The organism is Pseudomonas violetae (assembly GCF_023072615.1).
Lineage (GTDB): Bacteria > Pseudomonadota > Gammaproteobacteria > Pseudomonadales > Pseudomonadaceae > Aquipseudomonas > Aquipseudomonas violetae.
In genome coordinates, this window is the sequence record NZ_JAKNRW010000029.1 from 32,255 (window position 1) to 49,434 (window position 17,180).

The following is a 17,180-nucleotide window of genomic DNA, read 5'->3' on the forward strand; positions in this document are numbered from 1 at the left end:
CAGGAGCTGCGTAGGAGCGGTCGAGTGAAACGAAGCTGCGATCTTTCAAAGACTGCCTCAATCCCCCTAACCCCAATAACGAAAACCCCCTAAGCAATATCCGCATGACTGAACTCTTCCCCAAGAAAATCAATCAACGCCCGTACCGACGGCAGCAACCCGCGACGTGACGGAAAAATCGCGTGGACGATCCCGCACTTCGGCGCCCACCCCGGTACCAGTTCCACCAGGTGCCCGGCGGCAATGTCTTCGCGCACCACGACACTGGGCAGATGCGCCACGCCGACGCCTGCCAGCACCGCGTGGCGCAGTGCCAACAAGTCGTCCGTGACCATGCGTGGCGCATGCCGGATCAATGCGCTGGCGCCCTCTGCGCCAAACAGCTCCCACTGATAGTCGCGCTGCGCCGCGCCCCAGTGCACGCTCGGCAAGCCGCTGAGGTCTGCCGGCGTGGCAGGGGATGACAGGCGTTCGGCAAAGGCCGGGCTGCCCACCAGGCACTGAGTGCTGTTGCCCAGCACCTTCATCACCATGTCTGTGTTTTCCAGCGGCGGGAAACGCACGCGCAGGGCGATGTCGAAGCCCTCGTGAATCAGGTCGACCCGGCGATTGGTACTCTCGATGAACAACTCCACCAGCGGGTACTTGAGCATGAAGCGGGTCAGCATCGGCCCGACCCAGGAATTGAGCAGGGCGGTCGGGCAACTGATGCGCACCAGGCCCTGGGGTTCGGAGCGATTGCGCTCAATCAGTTCGGCGGCGCTTTCCGCTTCCACCCGCATGGCCAGGCAACGCAGGTAATACGCCTGGCCGATTTCGGTCAGCGAACAATGCCGGCTGGTGCGATGCAGCAGGCGCACACCCAGGCGCTCTTCTAGCTCGGCGATGCGCCGGCTGAGCTTGGACTTGGGCATGTCCAGCGCCCGCCCGGCCGCAGCGAAGCCACCATGCTCCACCACTTGGGTGAAGTAATAAAGGGTGTTGAGATCTTCCACCATCGTTCTCCAAATAGAACGCTGCGACTGTTTTTTGCAGTCTATCGCACCAAAGGCTTCGGTTTTAAGCTTTATCCATGGCGACAAACCACAGATTCGGAGGCCTTATGAAAAACATCATCGGTATTTACACCAGCCCGCGCAGTCATTGGGTTGGTGACGGTTTTCCGGTCCGCACACTGTTTTCCTACGACAACCTGGGCAAGCACATAAGCCCGTTTCTGCTGCTGGATCACGCCGGCCCGGCTGAATTCAGCCCGACTACAGCACGCCGTGGCGTAGGTCAGCATCCGCACCGCGGCTTTGAAACCGTGACCATCGTCTACAAGGGCGAACTTGAACACCGTGACTCCACTGGCAGTGGCGGCAAAATTGGCCCGGGAGACGTGCAATGGATGACCGCCGCCTCGGGGATTGTCCACGAAGAGTTTCATTCCGAAGGCTTTGCCAAAAGCGGCGGAACCCTGGAAATGGTGCAGCTATGGGTCAACCTGCCGGCCAGGGACAAAATGGCCGACGCCAGTTACCAGACGATTCTAGACGCAGACATTCCGACCATTGCGCTTAAGGACGATGCCGGAAGCCTGCGCCTGATCGCTGGGGAGTTCGAGGGCCACACCGGCCCGGCGCGCACCTTCACCCCGATCGACGTCTGGGACCTACGCCTCAACGGTGGCAAGTCGTTGACTCTGGACCTGCACGAAGGTCGTAACACGGCGTTGGTGGTATTGCGCGGCACGGTTCAGGTCAACGGCCAGGAACTCGTGCGAGAAGGGCAGCTTGTACTGCTTGGACGCGAGGGTCACCAGCTCAGCCTGGAGGCTAAAAACGACGCGGTGGTGTTGCTGCTCAGCGGCGAGCCCATCGACGAACCCATCGTCGGCCATGGACCGTTCGTGATGAACAGCGAGCAGGAAATCCACCAGGCCTTTGCCGACTTTCAATCGGGCCACTTTGGCCGGATGAGCGGTTGAACTGATTGCTGCACCGCTGTGGCGCGGCCAGCTCGTGTGACTACGCTTGCCTGGCCGCGATTTAAACGAAAAAACCGAAATCACTGCGCCGGCCTGATCGGCATCGATAAATAGCGAGGATTACCCCATGACTACTTCCTACAAACGTCTCGACAAGGATAACGCTGCGGTTCTATTGGTGGATCATCAGGCAGGCCTGCTGTCGCTGGTGCGCGACATTGACCCGGATCGTTTCAAGAACAACGTGCTGGCGCTGGCCGACCTGGCCAAGTACTTCAAGCTGCCGACCATCCTGACCACCAGCTTCGAAACCGGTCCGAACGGCCCGCTGGTGCCAGAACTCAAGGCGCTGTTCCCCGACGCGCCCTATATCGCTCGTCCTGGCCAGATCAACGCCTGGGACAACGAAGATTTCGTCAAGGCGATCAAGGCGACCGGCAAGAAGCAGTTGATCATTGCCGGTGTGGTGACCGAAGTGTGCGTGGCATTCCCGGCGCTGTCGGCCCTGGCTGAAGGCTTTGAAGTCTTCGTGGTGACTGACGCCTCCGGCACGTTCAACGAACTGACCCGGCAATCGGCCTGGGACCGCATGTCGTCCTCCGGCGCCCAGCTGATGACCTGGTTCGGCCTGGCCTGCGAGCTACACCGCGACTGGCGCAACGATGTGGAAGGCCTGGCGACTCTGTTCTCCAACCACATCCCGGACTACCGCAACCTGATGACCAGCTACAACACGCTGACCAACAACAAGTAAGCCGGGCCCCCCTGTGGGGGCGGTCTTGCTCGCGAATGCGTCCTGTCAATCACACTTCATTGACTGTCGGAACGCATTCGCGAGCAAGTCGCACCGCTGCTCCCACGGTATTTCTGCTTGTCCCCAAGACCTCATTTGCTCCTACACTGCGCCCATTCGTACATTGCCGGAGCCGCTCGATGCTGTCATTGCTCACCGATCACCCGTTGTTCTGTGCGCTGGTCCTGATCCTTATCGACCTGGGACTGTGGCGGCTGATCAGTGCCAACGGCAGCAACTGGAAACTGATGGTGCGGCTGGTGATCTTCTCGCTGTTCAGCGTCCTGTTGTTCAACGAAGGCCTGAACCCGCTGGAACCCGCCCCCTGGGCCGACAACGTGCCGTTGCACCTGGCGGCAACCGGCTTGCAGATCGGCTGGTGGCTATTCGGTGCGCGCACCCTGACGGTATTGATCGGCGCCGTGATGATGCAGCGGGTGGGGCACACCGGGCGCCTGCTTCAGGATCTGCTTGGCGCCGTGATTTTCCTTATCGCAATCATTGCCGCCCTGGCCTACGTCCTGGATTTGCCGGTCAAGGGCGTCCTGGCAACTTCCGGCGCCCTGGCGATCATCGTCGGCCTGGCACTGCAAAGCACCTTGAGCGACGTGTTCTCCGGGATTGTCCTCAATACCACCAAACCCTATCAACTGGATGACTGGATTTCCATTGACGGCACCGAAGGCCGGGTGACTGACATCGACTGGCGTGCTACCCGCCTGCAGACCTCCCAGGGCAGCATGGCGGTGATTCCCAACTCGCTGGCGGCCAAGGCCAAAATTATCAATTTCAGCCGACCCACTGACATGTTCGGGGTCTCGATCAGCCTGCAACTGAGCCCGCGCGCGCGACCGCAAAAAGTTATCGATTCACTGGAACGGGCCATGCAAGGCTGCCGCTATCTGTTGTCCAAACCGGCGCCGAGCGTCGCGCTCAAAGGCTCCAGTGCCGCAGGAGTGGAATACGAGATCAGCGGCTTCGTTGCGTCGATGGATCAGAAACGCATGGTGCGTAATCAGCTGTTCGACCTGGCGTTCCGCCATTTGCAGGCGTCAGGTGTGAGCCTGCTGTCGAACGTCGAATCCAATGCCCCGGCCGGCCTGTCGCGGCCACTGGCATTGCTGGACAGTTCGACCCTCTTCTCGACCTTGCGTCAGGATGAAAAGGAAACCTTCAGCCAGAACATGAAGCTGCAGAACTTCCGTGCCGGTGAAATGATCCTCCCGGCAGGGGAGGTCAGCGACCATCTGTTCATCATCGAATCCGGCGTAGTATCCGTCGAGCTGAGCCGTGAGGGCGTCAAGTTCGAGTCCGGGCGCATGGGCCCGGGTGAAGTGATCGGCGAAGGCGGCATCCTCTCCGATACCGCGCTGCCGGCGGACTTCACCGCCAAGACCTTCTGCAGTCTGTACCGCATCGAAAAGGACTACCTGAAACCCTGCCTCGATACGCGCCACGACATCAGCGAAGCCATGACGGCGCTGCTGGATTTGCGCCTGAACAAAGCCCGAACCCTCACTCAGGAAACGCCCCAGGTGCTGGAGAAAAAGGGATTCCTGCAATGGCTGCGGCGGCGCAGCGAGAGCTAGTCAGTGCACTACGGGCAACCCTGTTTCCTGTGGAGGCGGGCTTGCTCGCAAAGCGGCCATCAGCCCCACCGCAATCCACCATTGGCTTACCCGACTTCTGCAATATTGGCTATTTAAGTAAACCAGCGCCGGGTTTAACGTAGCTCTACATTCACTTGTCCCCGGAGCCCGTCATGAAACCTCGCATCGATTTCTACACCGCTTCCCCAGACGCACTCAAAGCCATGATCGCTTTGGAAACCGCTGTCTCGAAACTGCCGCTGGAAAAGACCCTGATCGAACTGGTCAAGCTGCGCACCTCGCAAATCAACGGCTGCGCCTTCTGCCTGGACATGCACAGTGCCGATGCGCGCAAAGGCGGCGAAGCCGAGCGCCGGCTGTACACGCTGTCGGCCTGGCGCGAAACCCCGTTCTTCACCCCGCGAGAACGCGCCGCACTGGCCTGGACCGAATCCCTGACCCTGCTGAGCCAGACCCACGCGCCAGATGAGGACTACGAACAACTGGCCGCCGAATTCAGCGCGAAGGAAATGGTCGACCTGACGGTGGCGATTACCACGATCAACAGCTGGAACCGCCTGGCGGTAGGCTTTCGCAAGATGCCGCAGGACTGAGCAACGTTTTAAACAGACAGCCAGTCTGATTCGCCGCCAGGACCCAAACTGCTCAATGCAAAAGCCCACTCAGATGCAATGCTGGTAAGGCTTTTTGTAGGAGCGAGCTTGCTCGCGAAGAACCGATAGACACCGCGCTCATCCAGGCTTCACGCGTTATCGTTGAGGCTTTTCGCGAGCAAGCTCGCTCCTGAAACGGAGGGTGTCTAAGAATAGCTGCAAGACACTTGTCCACAGCTTTGCCGACAGTGGAACTGAATCTTAGAAGCCCCCACACTGCTTGAAGTGCGGGGGCTTTTTTGTGATCGCCCCCAAGATGCAAATACCCCGCATGTATTCCAACTGATCAATGCCCATCCGCCGAAGGCGTCGGCGGCGGTTGCACCTTGCGCATCAACGGCACCATCGCCGTCGCAATCACAAAACACAGCATGATCATCAAAAACGCATCCCCGTACGCCTGCGTCTGCGCTTCCCGGTACGTCAGCAGCCACAGTTGCCGAAGGCTGGCCGTCACGCCAATGTCACCACTTTGGCCCAAAGCGGCAACGTTGTGACCGACCTGGGACAACCACTGATTCAACGCCTCATTTGTGCTGTTGAGGTTTTCCGCCAGGCGCGTGAAGTGCAGGTTGGTGCGGTCGTTGAGGATGGTGGCGCAGGCGGCGATGCCGATGGCGCCGCCGAGGTTGCGCATCAGGTTGAACAGGCCCGAGGCATGTTGGAGGCGTGCCGGGGCCAGGCCGCCGAGGGTCAAGGTCACGGCGGGGGGCACGGCCAGTTGCTGGGCGATGCCGCGCAGGGCTTGGGGCAGCATCAACTCCTTGGCTCCCCAGTCATGGGTGATTGGGCTGAAGTCCCACATCGACAGCGCGAACAGGCCCAGGCCAGCCATCATGATCCAGCGCAGGTCGATGCGATTGGCCAGGAAGGCGTACAGCGCAATGGCCAGGACCTGAAACACGCCGGTGGAGAACACCGCCAGGCCGATATCCAGCGCGCCATACCCGCGCACCCGGCCGAGAAACAGCGGTGTCAGGTAGATAGTGGCGAACAGGCCGATGCCAGTGACGAACGAGAAGAAACAACCGAGGGCAAAGTTGCGGTCTTTCAGGGCGCGCAGGTCGACGATCGGATTGGCCACATGCAGGGTCCGGCCGATGAAGGCCAGGCCCGACAGGCCGCTGATCCAAGCGGTGGTGAGGATGGTGGAGTCGCTGAACCAGTTCCAGCGCGGACCTTCTTCGAGGGTGTATTGCAGGCAGCCAAGAAACAGGGCGAGGAACAGCATGCTCAGGTAGTCGGCGCCTTTGAGCAGTGACAGTTCAGGCTGGTCGATTTTCACCAGCAGGGGCACGGCCACCGCAACGAATATGCCCGGAACCAGGTTGATGTAAAACAGCCAGTGCCAGGATGAAATATCGGTGATGTAGCCGCCAATCACTGGGCCCAAGGTGGGGGCCAGGGACGCGACCGCGCCGATGGTGGCCGCTGCGATCACCCGTTGTTTGCCGGTGAAGAAAAAGAACGCGGTGGTAAACACCAGCGGAATCATCGAGCCGCCGAGAAAGCCTTGCAGGGCACGGAAGGCGATCATGCTCTGAATGTTCCAGGCCAAGCCGCACAACAGGCTGGCCAGGGTGAAGCCCACGGCCGATGCGCTGAACAGCCAGCGGGTCGAGAACACCCGGGACAGCCAGCCCGACAACGGGATGACGATGATCTCGGCGATCAGGTAACTGGTCTGCACCCAGGCGGTTTCGTCTGTTCCGGCAGACAGCCCGCCGCCGATGTCGCGCAACGATGCCGAGACGATCTGGATATCCAGCAAGGCGATGAACATGCCGATGCACATGCTGGCGAAGGCGAAGACCCTGGTCGCCGTGCTCATCGTGGCGGCATCGAACGGCTGCGCGGGGGCGGCGAGCGTGCGGCTCATGGTGCACTGACCACGGCTGGCGCTGCGGGTTCGGCACGGGTGTCCACCTCGGCGGTGACCGACAGCCCTGGACGTAGATGGCCGAGCACGCCATCTGCCGGATCGAGCAGGATGCGCACCGGCACCCGCTGCACGATCTTGGTGAAGTTGCCGGTGGCGTTCTCCGGAGGCAGCACGCTGAACTGCGCGCCGCTGGCCGGCGCCAGGCTGCCCAGACGGCCGTGGAATTCACGGCCCGAGAGCACGTCCGCGTGAATAATCACCCGCTGACCGGGGCTCATGCGCGCCAACTGGTCTTCCTTGAAATTGGCATCCACCCACAGGCCGCTGGCGGGCACCACCGAGAGCAATTGCGAACCTGCCTGGGCGAACGCGCCGACCCGCGCCCGGCGATTGCCCACCACGCCATCCACCGGCGCTTTCAACTCGGTGTAGCCCACGTCCAGTTGCGCCAGATCGCGCTCGGCCCGGGCCTGGACCAGGGCGGCACGGGCTTGTTGCTTCTGGGTGGCGATGACGTTGAGCTGGCGTTGCGCGGCCAGCAGTTCAGCCTGGGCCCGGGCGCTCAAGGCTTGCGCGGTCTTGTAAGTGGCATCCACGCGTTGAGCACTTTCCACCGAGACCGCGTTGCTGCCCACCAGACGTTTGTAGCGCACGTTGTCATCACGCGAGCGGGCGGTTTCGGCATGGGTGGCATCGATTCCTGCGCGCGCCTGGCCGATCACGGCGTGCTGCAATTGTTCGGTGGCGTCGAGGTTGGCGAGCAAGGCTTCTTCGGCGGCGACTGCGCCTTCAGCCTTGGCCAGGCGGGCGCGGTAGTCCCGGGAATCGAGGCGGATCAGTGCGTCACCGGCCTTGACCTTCTGGTTGTCGGTGACCAGCACTTCCTCTATGTAGCCCGCGACCTTGGGACCGATCACCGTCACATCGGCACCGATATATGCATCGTCGGTGTCCTCGATAAAGCGCCCGCTGGTCCACCAATGTGAAGCGTAAAAACCAACGGCAATCAGGACGGCGATGACTGCCGTCAGCAGCGCCAGGCGCTTGAGCAGGGGAGACCTGGATTGCGCTTTCACAGCAACTTTGGGATCGGGACTGGGCATGCGGGTCATGGGAAACACCTGTGGGCTACGAACTATTATTACGAGCATAATATGATATATGTAATATTTTCAGGCAATTTCTTTTTCCTACCGACCGTCAGATGAGCGCAGCGACGCGTAGGGGAATTCGTGGAGAAGATGTAGGAAACCGGAAGGAAAAATGTGGGGCAGACAGGTCAGGTTATACAAAATATTAGATGTGTTTAAGAAGTGTAATCGCGATATTGCATAAGCCCGAGCGGCCCCCTGACGATGAAAAACATAGACGAAACGGCACCACGCCTTTTCAGAACCGTCAGGAAGTCAGGTGCCGAATTTCATTCGCGCTGTACCTCGTCATCCCCGCCCAAATTCGCCCCTGCCGGCATTGCTATTGGGGCTCTGCGTGTCGCCGTTGTATGCGGCCGAATTTGCTGCGCCCGGGCAGGAGGTCTTGCGCCAGCAGCAACAGCAACAGCGCGACCTGCAGCAGTTGCAGTTGGAACAGCGCAGTCGGCAACTGGAACGCGGCAGCCTGGGCCTAGGGCCAGATGCTCGGAAAACGGCCGCTGAGGTCACAGCCGATGAGCGTTGCTGGCCTTTGTCCGGAGTGCGCGTCGGCGGTACGACGCTGATCGACCGGCAGACCCTCGACCGGCAAATCACCCCGTTGGTGGTGTCGTGCATGGGGCCTGGCCAGATCAATCGGTTACTGGCGGCGATCACTGAGCTCTACGTGCAAGCCGGCTACATCGCCAGTCGGCCCTACCTGAGCGCCCCGCCTGAAGCGGGGCAGTCGCTGGATATCCTGGTGGACGAAGGTTACATCGAGTCTATCGAACTGGCGGATCAGAGCCTGCCGATCGCCCTCGGCGGGGCATTTCCGGGGATGCTCGGCAAGGCCCTGAACCTGCGGGATCTGGAGCAGGGGCTGGACCAGTTGAACCGCCTGCGCTCCTTCGACCTGAGCGCCGACATCGTCCCCGGTGGGCAGCCCGGCGCTTCGCGGATCGTCCTGCGCTCACGCACCAGCGGCCAGTCACGATGGGCATTGAACCTGGGCCAGGACAATCTCGGCGGCGCACGCACCGGTCGCGACCGCAGTCACCTGAGCCTGGTGGTCGATTCTCCACTGCAATTAAACGATGTGCTGAGCCTGGGTTTCAGCGACACCCTGAACCAGGGCGACCGCTTCAGCCGCAGCGCCAGCCTGTACTACGCCGTGCCTTACGGTTACTGGACCTGGAGCGTATTCGCCAGTCATGCCCAATACCGGGCGCCGTTCAAAATCGGTTCGCTGCGCCTGCACAGCAGCGGCACCACCGATCAGCTTGCCCTGCGGGCCGATCGGGTGTTGTGGCGTGGCCAGAACCAACTGCTCAGCGCCAACCTGCAACTGGCGCACAAGAATGTCGACAGCTACCTGGAAGACGTCCGACTGGCCATCCAGAGCCCGACCCTGACCGTGGCCGAAGCGGGGCTTAACCTGTACTGGCTCGACAGCGCGGTGTGGAACCTGGACGTCAACTACGCCCAGGGCTTGCGCTGGTTCGGCGCGGATGATGACGCGGATCGCCAGCACAAACGCCAACCCAGGGCCCAGTTTCGCAAGTACCGCGTCGGTCTCGGGCAGTGGCGTAACGGCCAGCTCGGGCAACAGGCCTGGCAGTGGCAGAGCCAGCTCAACGTGCAATACAGCCCCGACCCGCTGCCCGCCATCGAACAACTGCTGGGCACCGACGACGCTGCGGTGCGCGGCTATCGGCTCAACAGCGCATCCGGGGCCAGTGGCGCCGTCTGGCGCAACACCCTGCGCCTGCCACTGAACACCGATCAAGCGCTGCGCATCACTCCGCGCTTGAGCCTGGACAGCGGCTGGATCAAACCCCTTCGCGATGCCCCCAGCCAACGTCTCAATGGCGCTGGCCTGGGGGTCAACTTCGCCTGGAAAAACCTGCAAGTGGATGTCGATTACCAACGCAGCCTCAACACGCCCGACGGTTTCAGGACCGAGCCTGCGGTGTGGCTGATGCGTGTCGGATTGCAGCTCTGAGCACCACAAACCTGCCGATGGTCCTGTGCGCGCCAGCCTCGGCAGTCCTTCCTGCGCGCCGCGACATTGCACCTGAAATAAGAGGTTTTATGCCTGCACAAAGATTTGCATTTCATCTATCGCCAAGAGGCCAACTGCGCTGGGCGATTGCCAGCCTGCTGCTGGTTGCCCCCCTACCCAATGTACTGGCCTCGGGGGTCGTGGTAGCTCCCGGGCCCGGGGGCGTTGCCCAGTTGCAAAACCAGAACGGCGTACCCATCATCGATATCGTTGCGCCCAACGGTGCTGGCCTTTCCCATAACCAGTTCCTCGATTACAACGTCGACCGCCAGGGCCTGGTGTTAAACAATGCGTTGCAGGGCGGCGTCTCGCAACTGGCCGGGCAACTGGCTGCCAACCCGCAGTTCCAGGGCCAGGCCGCGAGTGTGATTCTCAACGAGGTGATCAGCCGCAATGCCTCGACCATCAACGGCACACAGGAAATATTCGGTCGCGCCGCCGATTACGTACTGGCCAACCCCAACGGCCTTTCGGTCAACGGCGGGGGCTTTATCAATACGCCCAACGCGCACCTGGTGGTCGGGCGTCCGGAAGTGATCGACGGCCAACTGCACGCCTTGAGCACCCGCAACGTCGGCGGGGAGCTGGAGATTAAGGGGGCCGGCCTGCACAACCGAGAAGGCTCGATCAACCTGATTGCGCCACGCATCGACAGCCAGGGCAAGATCGCCGCCCGGGATCAGTTGAACGTCACGGTCGGTCGCAACTCGGTGGATTACCCCAGCGGTCAGGTGACCTACGTTGATCCCACCGGTTTCAGCGCTGACAAGCGAATCGATGCAAAACTGTTCGGCGCGATGCAGGCCGGGCGCATCAACATTATCAGCACCGCAGAAGGTGCTGGCGTTCGGGTGGGTGCGGTCCAGGTCGAAGGTCGTGACGGCGTGCAGATTCGTTCTGCGGGCGACCTGACCATTAGCGGTGGCGTAGTGGGCGACAAGTACGTATTCACTCGGGCAAGCCTGCGCAGTACCCAGGGCGATGTCGGCCTGTACAGCGGCGATGACCTGAGCCTGGCTGCCACGGATGTGTCCGGCCGGGACGTGCAGGCCCATGCGGGGCGCAACCTGACACTGACGACCGTTGAAAGTCGCTTGATTCATAAAACAGACAACGACTCCCAGAACAAGAAGCTCGGTATTACCTGGGCAACCTTCGAGGAGAAGCAGACCCACCGCGAACTGCGTCACCACGGCAATCGGCTCACGGGCAGCCGCGATGTGCATCTGTCGTCAGGTGCCGACATGGAAATCAAGGCCTCGAAAATCAAGGCCGGGCAGCAACTGCAGGCGCAAAGTGCCGGCAACCTGCGCCTCACCGCCGCCACCGACAGTGTTACGGATACCCACGAAAGCAAGCACCGCAAGTTCCTCTGGAAGGAAAACTGGGAAACCCGCGAAGAAGCACAGAGCAGCGTGATCTCCGAGCTGCAGGGTGACAACATCACCTTGAAGGCCGGGAATCTGTTGCGCACTGAAGGGGCCAAGCTGGACAGTGACCACGACATCCAGCTCGCCGCCCAGCGGGTGGAAATCACCACCACCAGCCGTACCAACAGCAAGAAGGACGACCGTTACCGCGGTGATCTGGTCGGTGGGGCGTTTTTCGGCAAGAAGGGCCAGGAAGACCAGTTGGGCACCTGGCACCAGGGCAGCGCCATCAACGCATCGGGGCGTCTGATCATCCAGGCCGACGACGTGCAGGTGACCGGCAGTCAGGCGCGCGGTGCGACCGATGCGGCGGTCATTAGCGACGTTGGATCGCTGGTCGTCGATGGGGTGGAGCAGACCTCCCGGTCCTCAACCTACAACAAGGACAACAAATTCCTCGGCATTGTGCAAAAGGAGTCTCGCCACGGTAGCGACGACAGCACCACCCTGCGCAGCAAGTTGAGCTCCGACAGCAACCTCACCGTCAGGAGTCGCAAGGACATCGAGGTAGTGGGTTCGACGCTCAAGGCCGGTGGCACCCTCACTGCCAATGCCCAGGAAGACGTGAATGTGCACTCGGCGCAGGACAAGACCAGCCGCACCGACATCAGCAAGGACCGCGGCTTCGACGCCTATGCCAAGGAAAATGCACCGGGCGCCGGGCAATATCGCGCCGGTGTGCGCTACGCGGCTAACGAAAAGAACGAGCGCCGCGATGAAACCCACCATGAAAAATCGAGCCTCAGCGGCGCCGAACTGCATGTCAACGCAGGGGGTGACCTGAAGGTCAAAGGCGCCGAGCTTAAAGCCACCAAAGGCGACGTGGACCTCAGCGGCAAGACCGTCCAACTACTGGCTGAGAAGGATATTCTCGACACTTCGACAGAAAAGAGCACCACCGGGGGCGGTATCTACGTCACCGGCGGCCTTGACCGCCTGGGCAGTGGCTCGGAAATCGGACATTCGGCGTCGAAGGACACCACCAGCAAAAACACCGCCCAGACCGCCTCGGTTGAGGGCAGCGGCCAGGTCAACATCAATGCCGACAAGTTAGTCACCGAAGGCGCACAGGTCACTGGCAAAAAAGGTGTGAACGTTACGGCCGATGAAGTGGAAAACCGGGTGGCGCAAAACACCGACAGCACCACTCACTCGGAAAACAACTCCATAGTCGACGCTGGTATTAACGTTGAATACAAAAACATAGCCCGCCCCGTTATCGGCGCCATCAAGGATGTGCTCACCGGAAAAATGCCGGACGTCGAAGCGTTGGGCAATCTTGGCAAGCCCAACCTTGGGATCGACCTTGGCGTGGGCCATAAAAGCGCCGGTTTCGAGGAGCACAACAGCAACGCGCTGGTCAGCCAATTCAGCGGTGACGGGCTGGACCTCAACGTCAAAGGCACGCTACGGGACCAGGGTACGCGCTGGGAGACAAACAACGGCCGTTTGAACATCAGCGCCGAGCAGTTGATCGCCGAAGCGGCCGGCAACACCCACAACCGGACTGACTCGGCGGTGGATGCCAAGGTCGACGCGCGGGTCTACACCACCACCGGCGAAGACGTAAACCTCACCGCCAACGGCGAAGGCGGCAGCAGTCGCGTGCACAAAGAGACATCCACCGCGGTCGTCGGGCGCTATGCCGGCAACCAGGGTGTGAATGTCGAGCTTGGCGGTAACGGCCGATTCGAAGGCAGCGAGTTCGACGGTGGCAAGGCCGGGGTCAAGGTCGAGACCGGCGGCACATTGGCGATGAACCAGGCCAACGACCGTGAACTCAACGAGAACGCCAGCCTGCGCGGCAGTGCCTGGGTCAAAGGCGGCACCTATCCGGGAGCGGAGGGCACCAACATTGACATCGGCGGCGGCGCCCAACTGGATTACAAAAATGCCAGCACCGACAGCAGCAAGGCCCGCGTCGCCAGTATCAAGGCAACCGGTCCGGTGCAGTTGAGCAGCGGGGGCGATCAGGTTCATCAAGGGACAGTCATCGATACACCGGCACCGATTGAGCTGATCAGCAACGGCAAACTCGACCTGCAAGCCGCCACCGACACCGAACAGACTCGCGGGCTCAACCTGGGTGGCGGCCTGAACCTGGGCGGCAGCAAAACCAGCAGCGAGATGACTGACGAGAAGAAGGGCCTGTTCAACGCCAACCTGAACGCTGGCCGGGTCAATGAAACCACCCGTACCCTGGCGGGCGGGCAGATAACCAGCCAGGAACGGATCACCCTGGCGGGCGAATCGATCCATCTGCAAGGCACTCAACCCACTGCACCGGACGTGCGTTTTGATGCTGGGGAGGGCGGGGTCAATCTCGAATCGGCCCTGTCGAGCAAAAGCCGCGACAACTGGAACGTCGAGCTCAAGGGTGGTGGCAACCTCAGCGGCAGCACGCCGACCGCCGCCGATCCAGCGGGCGTCGCCTCCAATGACTATGGCTTCAATGGCCTGGCCAAGGTGGGCATCGACAACCTGCGCAGCAGCACCTCGCAGAACAGCCTGACCAAGGCCGACCGCGTGGAACTGGACAGCGCCGGTGATGTGCAACTGGCAGGTGCGCGGATGGATGCCGGCACGGTCAATGGCAAAGTGGGCGGTGACCTGACGGTGCAAAGCCGGCAGGATCAGTTGAACCACAAACGCTTCGATGTTGACCTGGGCCTCACCGGCAACAAACCCGCGCCGGTCCAACCCGACAGCGTCGCGACAAACGTGGCCCCCAAGGCCTTCGATTACAAGCCGACCTTCAAGTTTGACGGCGAGTATGCCTACAAGGACAGCGTTGGCCAGGCCTCCGGCATCAACGGCATCCAGGGCGTGAACCTCGCCGTGGGCGGCGCGACGCAACTCACAGGTGCTCGCATCGCCTCCCCAGAGGGCCGCGTTGACCTGGGTGACTCCAACGTCGGCACCACGCCCTTGAGCAACCTCGATCATCGGATCAAGGCTGGCTTGGAACTGCCACAAAAACCGGCCGGCGGCGTCACCAAGCCGGACGTGTCCAGCAGCGATCTGCAAACCCTTAACTTCGGCCCGGTGAGTGTCGGCAGCCGATTCGATACCGATTCGCTGCAGGCAGGCGTTGACGAGGGCAAGCTCTAAACAGCAACTTGCGGGAGCGAAAATTGCTGGTGATGACGGAGCTTGAAAGGACAGGGATGTCGTCCAGAACCTCACCTGTATCCTGCCTGAGAATGGGAGTAAGTGAGTTTAAAGGGCACAATTGGAAGTACTGCAAGCTTAAAGCAAAAGCTAGTATTATAACGTTAATTTCGCACTGGAGAGTTAGCTTGATACTAACTCATATCGAAATTTAGGCGCTCCTGAGTTGGTTTATGTGTTTTTTGAATAATGCCCTTGCTCCGTACGCAGGCAGTATATTGAATACGGCAAAACACATTTTTATAGCTATTTGGACGAATATCATATGCATTATTTCGCTGTCGCGCATGGTGCCATAAAACGCAATAAAGCAAAAAAGGAAGCTGTCGATTACCACAGCAAAAAACGTACTTAAGAAAACTCGGATGAAAAGAAACTTTGAGTTTGTTAGTTCTTTTATTTTACATAGCAGGTAGGAGTTAGCATACTCGGAAAAGAGGAAGGAGACGGAAGAAGCCACCAATACAGAGGTGACATGGTTGACTAATTCACTATAAGTATTGTCGAGCTGCCAACCAGGCAGTCCTGGAAAGTAGCTTGTGGCGCTTAGAAGGCTAAAAATAAATCCGTTGCTGACGAATGCAAATAGAATTGCTTTCCTTGCCAGTCTAAAGCCATAAAATTCGTTTAATAGGTCCACTACCAAAAATGTCAGGGGGTACAGAAATACTCCAGGGGTAACAATTATGTCAAATTGCCCCAGATAGAAAAGTTTTGCGGCTGAAAAATTAGTGAAGATGTACAAGCTAAAGAGAAGTAAGTTTAGGGCGGCAAAAACAATCCATGCACTTTCGTGGCGATCATTGACTTCGTATGCAGACGGCGCGGTACCGTGAGAATAGAATTTTCGATATATTGTCTTTATTTCTGCTTTGTTTAAATTATCTATGATCTCGTTTGTTATCAGTTCTTTTAAAGGTATCTTTATTATTTTTCCTGTTGAAATGATCATGATAATAGCTAGCTTTCTATCGTTTTCGAAACCCAGTAATTTATATTTGTTATTGTCGATTTCGTCTTTGTTAGTCATTGAATCTTTCCTCGATTATTTCTCCGATAACGCAAAAATGTTCCGATGTGGAAAAATTGTCGGTAGTTATGAAGAGCTTTCTCGTGGTTTTGTCATATATTAATTTCTCTCGACCGCAGTTTGAACAATTTTTATTGATGATTAACAAGTCCCCAGGTTCGTTGCTACCTGTTATTTCGCATTCAAGAAGAACTCCGATTAGGTTGCAGGCGGCGCCGAAATAATATGTGAGCGGGTGAAGTGTGGCTAATTCTCCGATTCGCTTGTTAAAGTTTTGAATAAGTAAACTCTCTTTTATTATCGGAATTGCGGCCGGGTTCATGTTGCCGTGCAGGGAAATACTGCTTTCGATTGTCTCTTTTTCTTCAAAATCGACGTGTTCTATTTCTTTGTAAGAAACTCCAAAGAAGTCAGAAATTTTTCTGACGGTGGATTGTTGAACGTTTATGACCTTTCCTTCCAGAATATTATATATGGTGGTTCTAGTTAAGCCGGCTGAGTTGCAAAGCGATAGTTGGGTCACGCCACGACTTTTTATTAGGTATTTGATGTTGTTCTTTAGATTTTCAGTTTTTTCTTTTCTGTGCATTTTTAGTTACCGTTATCGTTGTAAGGGTATCGTTAGTATTAGCTCAGAAGCTACGTAAAATGCTTTTTGGATATCTGTTGTGCTGAATTATGTACGCTATTCAGCCTCGCGTACGTCGGGTGAACGTTACATAATGTTTCGTAAGGAAAAGTGATCTTGATTGTGTGATTTTTCCTACGGGAAAAGCTACGCTCTGACCTCTGCTTACGCTTGATACTCCCCAGAAGAGTTAAATACAGTCCCTGCGCATGCATACTCATGTGTATAGATTTTAATCAGTATTATTCATTGTGGTGTGCATCTGTTTAATAATTTGGTTAATGGATTTTGTTTTGGGTTTAATTGTTTTTCCCTCAGCGATGATGCGCGTACAGTAGATAGTCGAGTCCCTGGTTAACACTGTGGGGCTGTATGAAATTCAAATTGGCAAGGAGCTCTGGTATGAAACAAACTGTTCCCAATCCCGCGAACATATCTAACGGGTTACCCGAAAACAGCATCGGTTTATCCAACCCTTCTAAAGTCGCCGAACAGATGGTCAGCGTGCCCCTGCGCAATACCGCTCGTCCCGAACCGGCCAGCCATTTTTTTGCAGTGGTTCCAGACGTGGACACCGAGTCCATGCTCTGTCACGCCTCGGAAACTCTCGCATCGCTCAGCGTCATGGCCACCGATCTCGCCCGAGAGCTTGAGGGCCCGCGTCGCCATGTGATTCTGGCTATTCAGCAGTTGTCCGCACTTAGCGAGCTACTGGTGAATCGGGCACTGGATAACCTGCATCCGCCGGTGGGGTTGTCTGAAAAGTAAGTGAACTGCCAACGCTGAATGGTGCTTTCTTTACCTGTGGAGTTTTTCTTC

At 58.4% G+C, this 17,180-nt stretch carries 12 protein-coding genes; 7 read left to right on the forward strand and 5 right to left on the reverse strand.

What is annotated here, in order from left to right; genetic code table 11:
* Nucleotides 1-89: 89 nt before the first annotated feature.
* The gene (locus L9059_RS23820; protein WP_247293337.1) at nucleotides 90-998 is read right to left on the reverse strand and encodes a LysR substrate-binding domain-containing protein; all 909 of its coding nucleotides are present in this window, start codon (nucleotides 996-998) and stop codon (nucleotides 90-92) included.
* A gap of 104 nt (nucleotides 999-1,102) precedes the next feature.
* Between L9059_RS23820 and L9059_RS23825 the strand changes: the two genes are divergently transcribed.
* The 4 genes from L9059_RS23825 to L9059_RS23840 all read left to right on the forward strand — a co-directional run bounded on the left by L9059_RS23825 (nucleotide 1,103) and on the right by L9059_RS23840 (nucleotide 4,965).
* Nucleotides 1,103-1,969, forward strand: a complete 867-nt coding sequence (locus L9059_RS23825; RefSeq protein ID WP_247293338.1) for a pirin family protein — start codon at nucleotides 1,103-1,105, stop codon at nucleotides 1,967-1,969.
* Nucleotides 1,970-2,096: 127 nt separating this feature from the next.
* Complete coding sequence (gene ycaC / locus L9059_RS23830; RefSeq protein WP_247293339.1) at nucleotides 2,097-2,723, forward strand: isochorismate family cysteine hydrolase YcaC; 627 nt, start codon at nucleotides 2,097-2,099, stop codon at nucleotides 2,721-2,723.
* A gap of 179 nt (nucleotides 2,724-2,902) precedes the next feature.
* Nucleotides 2,903-4,351: a mechanosensitive ion channel family protein gene (locus tag L9059_RS23835; RefSeq protein ID WP_247293340.1), complete on the forward strand. Its 1,449-nt coding sequence runs from the start codon at nucleotides 2,903-2,905 to the stop codon at nucleotides 4,349-4,351.
* 173 nt (nucleotides 4,352-4,524) lie between these two features.
* Nucleotides 4,525-4,965 (forward strand): carboxymuconolactone decarboxylase family protein, encoded by a 441-nt coding sequence (locus L9059_RS23840; protein WP_122838694.1) that lies wholly within the window; start codon nucleotides 4,525-4,527, stop codon nucleotides 4,963-4,965.
* A gap of 346 nt (nucleotides 4,966-5,311) precedes the next feature.
* Here the strand turns inward: L9059_RS23840 and L9059_RS23845 are convergent, their stop codons facing one another.
* Nucleotides 5,312-6,904, reverse strand: a complete 1,593-nt coding sequence (locus L9059_RS23845; RefSeq protein WP_247293341.1) for a DHA2 family efflux MFS transporter permease subunit — start codon at nucleotides 6,902-6,904, stop codon at nucleotides 5,312-5,314.
* Nucleotides 6,901-8,019 (reverse strand): HlyD family secretion protein, encoded by a 1,119-nt coding sequence (locus tag L9059_RS23850; RefSeq protein ID WP_247293342.1) that lies wholly within the window; start codon nucleotides 8,017-8,019, stop codon nucleotides 6,901-6,903. The genes L9059_RS23845 and L9059_RS23850 overlap by 4 nt, the downstream gene beginning before the upstream one ends.
* A gap of 298 nt (nucleotides 8,020-8,317) precedes the next feature.
* Here L9059_RS23850 and L9059_RS23855 point away from each other — a divergent pair, with 298 nt between their 5' ends.
* Nucleotides 8,318-10,042, forward strand: coding sequence for a ShlB/FhaC/HecB family hemolysin secretion/activation protein (locus tag L9059_RS23855; RefSeq protein ID WP_247293343.1), 1,725 nt, complete (start codon nucleotides 8,318-8,320; stop codon nucleotides 10,040-10,042).
* Nucleotides 10,043-10,131: 89 nt separating this feature from the next.
* The gene (locus tag L9059_RS23860; RefSeq protein ID WP_247293344.1) at nucleotides 10,132-14,643 is read left to right on the forward strand and encodes a hemagglutinin repeat-containing protein; all 4,512 of its coding nucleotides are present in this window, start codon (nucleotides 10,132-10,134) and stop codon (nucleotides 14,641-14,643) included.
* 211 nt (nucleotides 14,644-14,854) lie between these two features.
* Here L9059_RS23860 and L9059_RS23865 read toward each other — a convergent pair whose 3' ends face one another.
* Both L9059_RS23865 and L9059_RS23870 read right to left on the reverse strand, forming a co-directional pair.
* A complete protein-coding gene (locus L9059_RS23865; protein ID WP_247293345.1) occupies nucleotides 14,855-15,733 on the reverse strand; it encodes a queuosine precursor transporter in 879 nt (292 codons plus the stop codon).
* Nucleotides 15,726-16,322, reverse strand: a complete 597-nt coding sequence (locus L9059_RS23870; RefSeq protein WP_247293346.1) for a helix-turn-helix transcriptional regulator — start codon at nucleotides 16,320-16,322, stop codon at nucleotides 15,726-15,728. Before L9059_RS23870 ends, L9059_RS23865 begins: the two co-directional genes overlap by 8 nt.
* A 441-nt stretch (nucleotides 16,323-16,763) precedes the next feature.
* Here L9059_RS23870 and L9059_RS23875 point away from each other — a divergent pair, with 441 nt between their 5' ends.
* Nucleotides 16,764-17,129, forward strand: coding sequence for a DUF6124 family protein (locus L9059_RS23875; protein WP_247293347.1), 366 nt, complete (start codon nucleotides 16,764-16,766; stop codon nucleotides 17,127-17,129).
* The last annotated feature ends 51 nt before the right edge of the window (nucleotides 17,130-17,180 follow it).

Bases quoted from the DNA above. Each gene is read 5' to 3' on its own strand.
- L9059_RS23820 (WP_247293337.1), bottom strand. From the start codon at position 998: ATGGTGGAAGATCTCAACACCCTTTATTACTTCACCCAAGTGGTGGAG.
- L9059_RS23825 (WP_247293338.1), top strand. From the start codon at position 1,103: ATGAAAAACATCATCGGTATTTACACCAGCCCGCGCAGTCATTGGGTT.
- ycaC (WP_247293339.1), top strand. From the start codon at position 2,097: ATGACTACTTCCTACAAACGTCTCGACAAGGATAACGCTGCGGTTCTA.
- L9059_RS23835 (WP_247293340.1), top strand. From the start codon at position 2,903: ATGCTGTCATTGCTCACCGATCACCCGTTGTTCTGTGCGCTGGTCCTG.
- L9059_RS23840 (WP_122838694.1), top strand. From the start codon at position 4,525: ATGAAACCTCGCATCGATTTCTACACCGCTTCCCCAGACGCACTCAAA.
- L9059_RS23845 (WP_247293341.1), bottom strand. From the start codon at position 6,904: ATGAGCCGCACGCTCGCCGCCCCCGCGCAGCCGTTCGATGCCGCCACG.
- L9059_RS23850 (WP_247293342.1), bottom strand. From the start codon at position 8,019: ATGACCCGCATGCCCAGTCCCGATCCCAAAGTTGCTGTGAAAGCGCAA.
- L9059_RS23860 (WP_247293344.1), top strand. From the start codon at position 10,132: ATGCCTGCACAAAGATTTGCATTTCATCTATCGCCAAGAGGCCAACTG.
- L9059_RS23865 (WP_247293345.1), bottom strand. From the start codon at position 15,733: ATGACTAACAAAGACGAAATCGACAATAACAAATATAAATTACTGGGT.
- L9059_RS23870 (WP_247293346.1), bottom strand. From the start codon at position 16,322: ATGCACAGAAAAGAAAAAACTGAAAATCTAAAGAACAACATCAAATAC.
- L9059_RS23875 (WP_247293347.1), top strand. From the start codon at position 16,764: ATGAAACAAACTGTTCCCAATCCCGCGAACATATCTAACGGGTTACCC.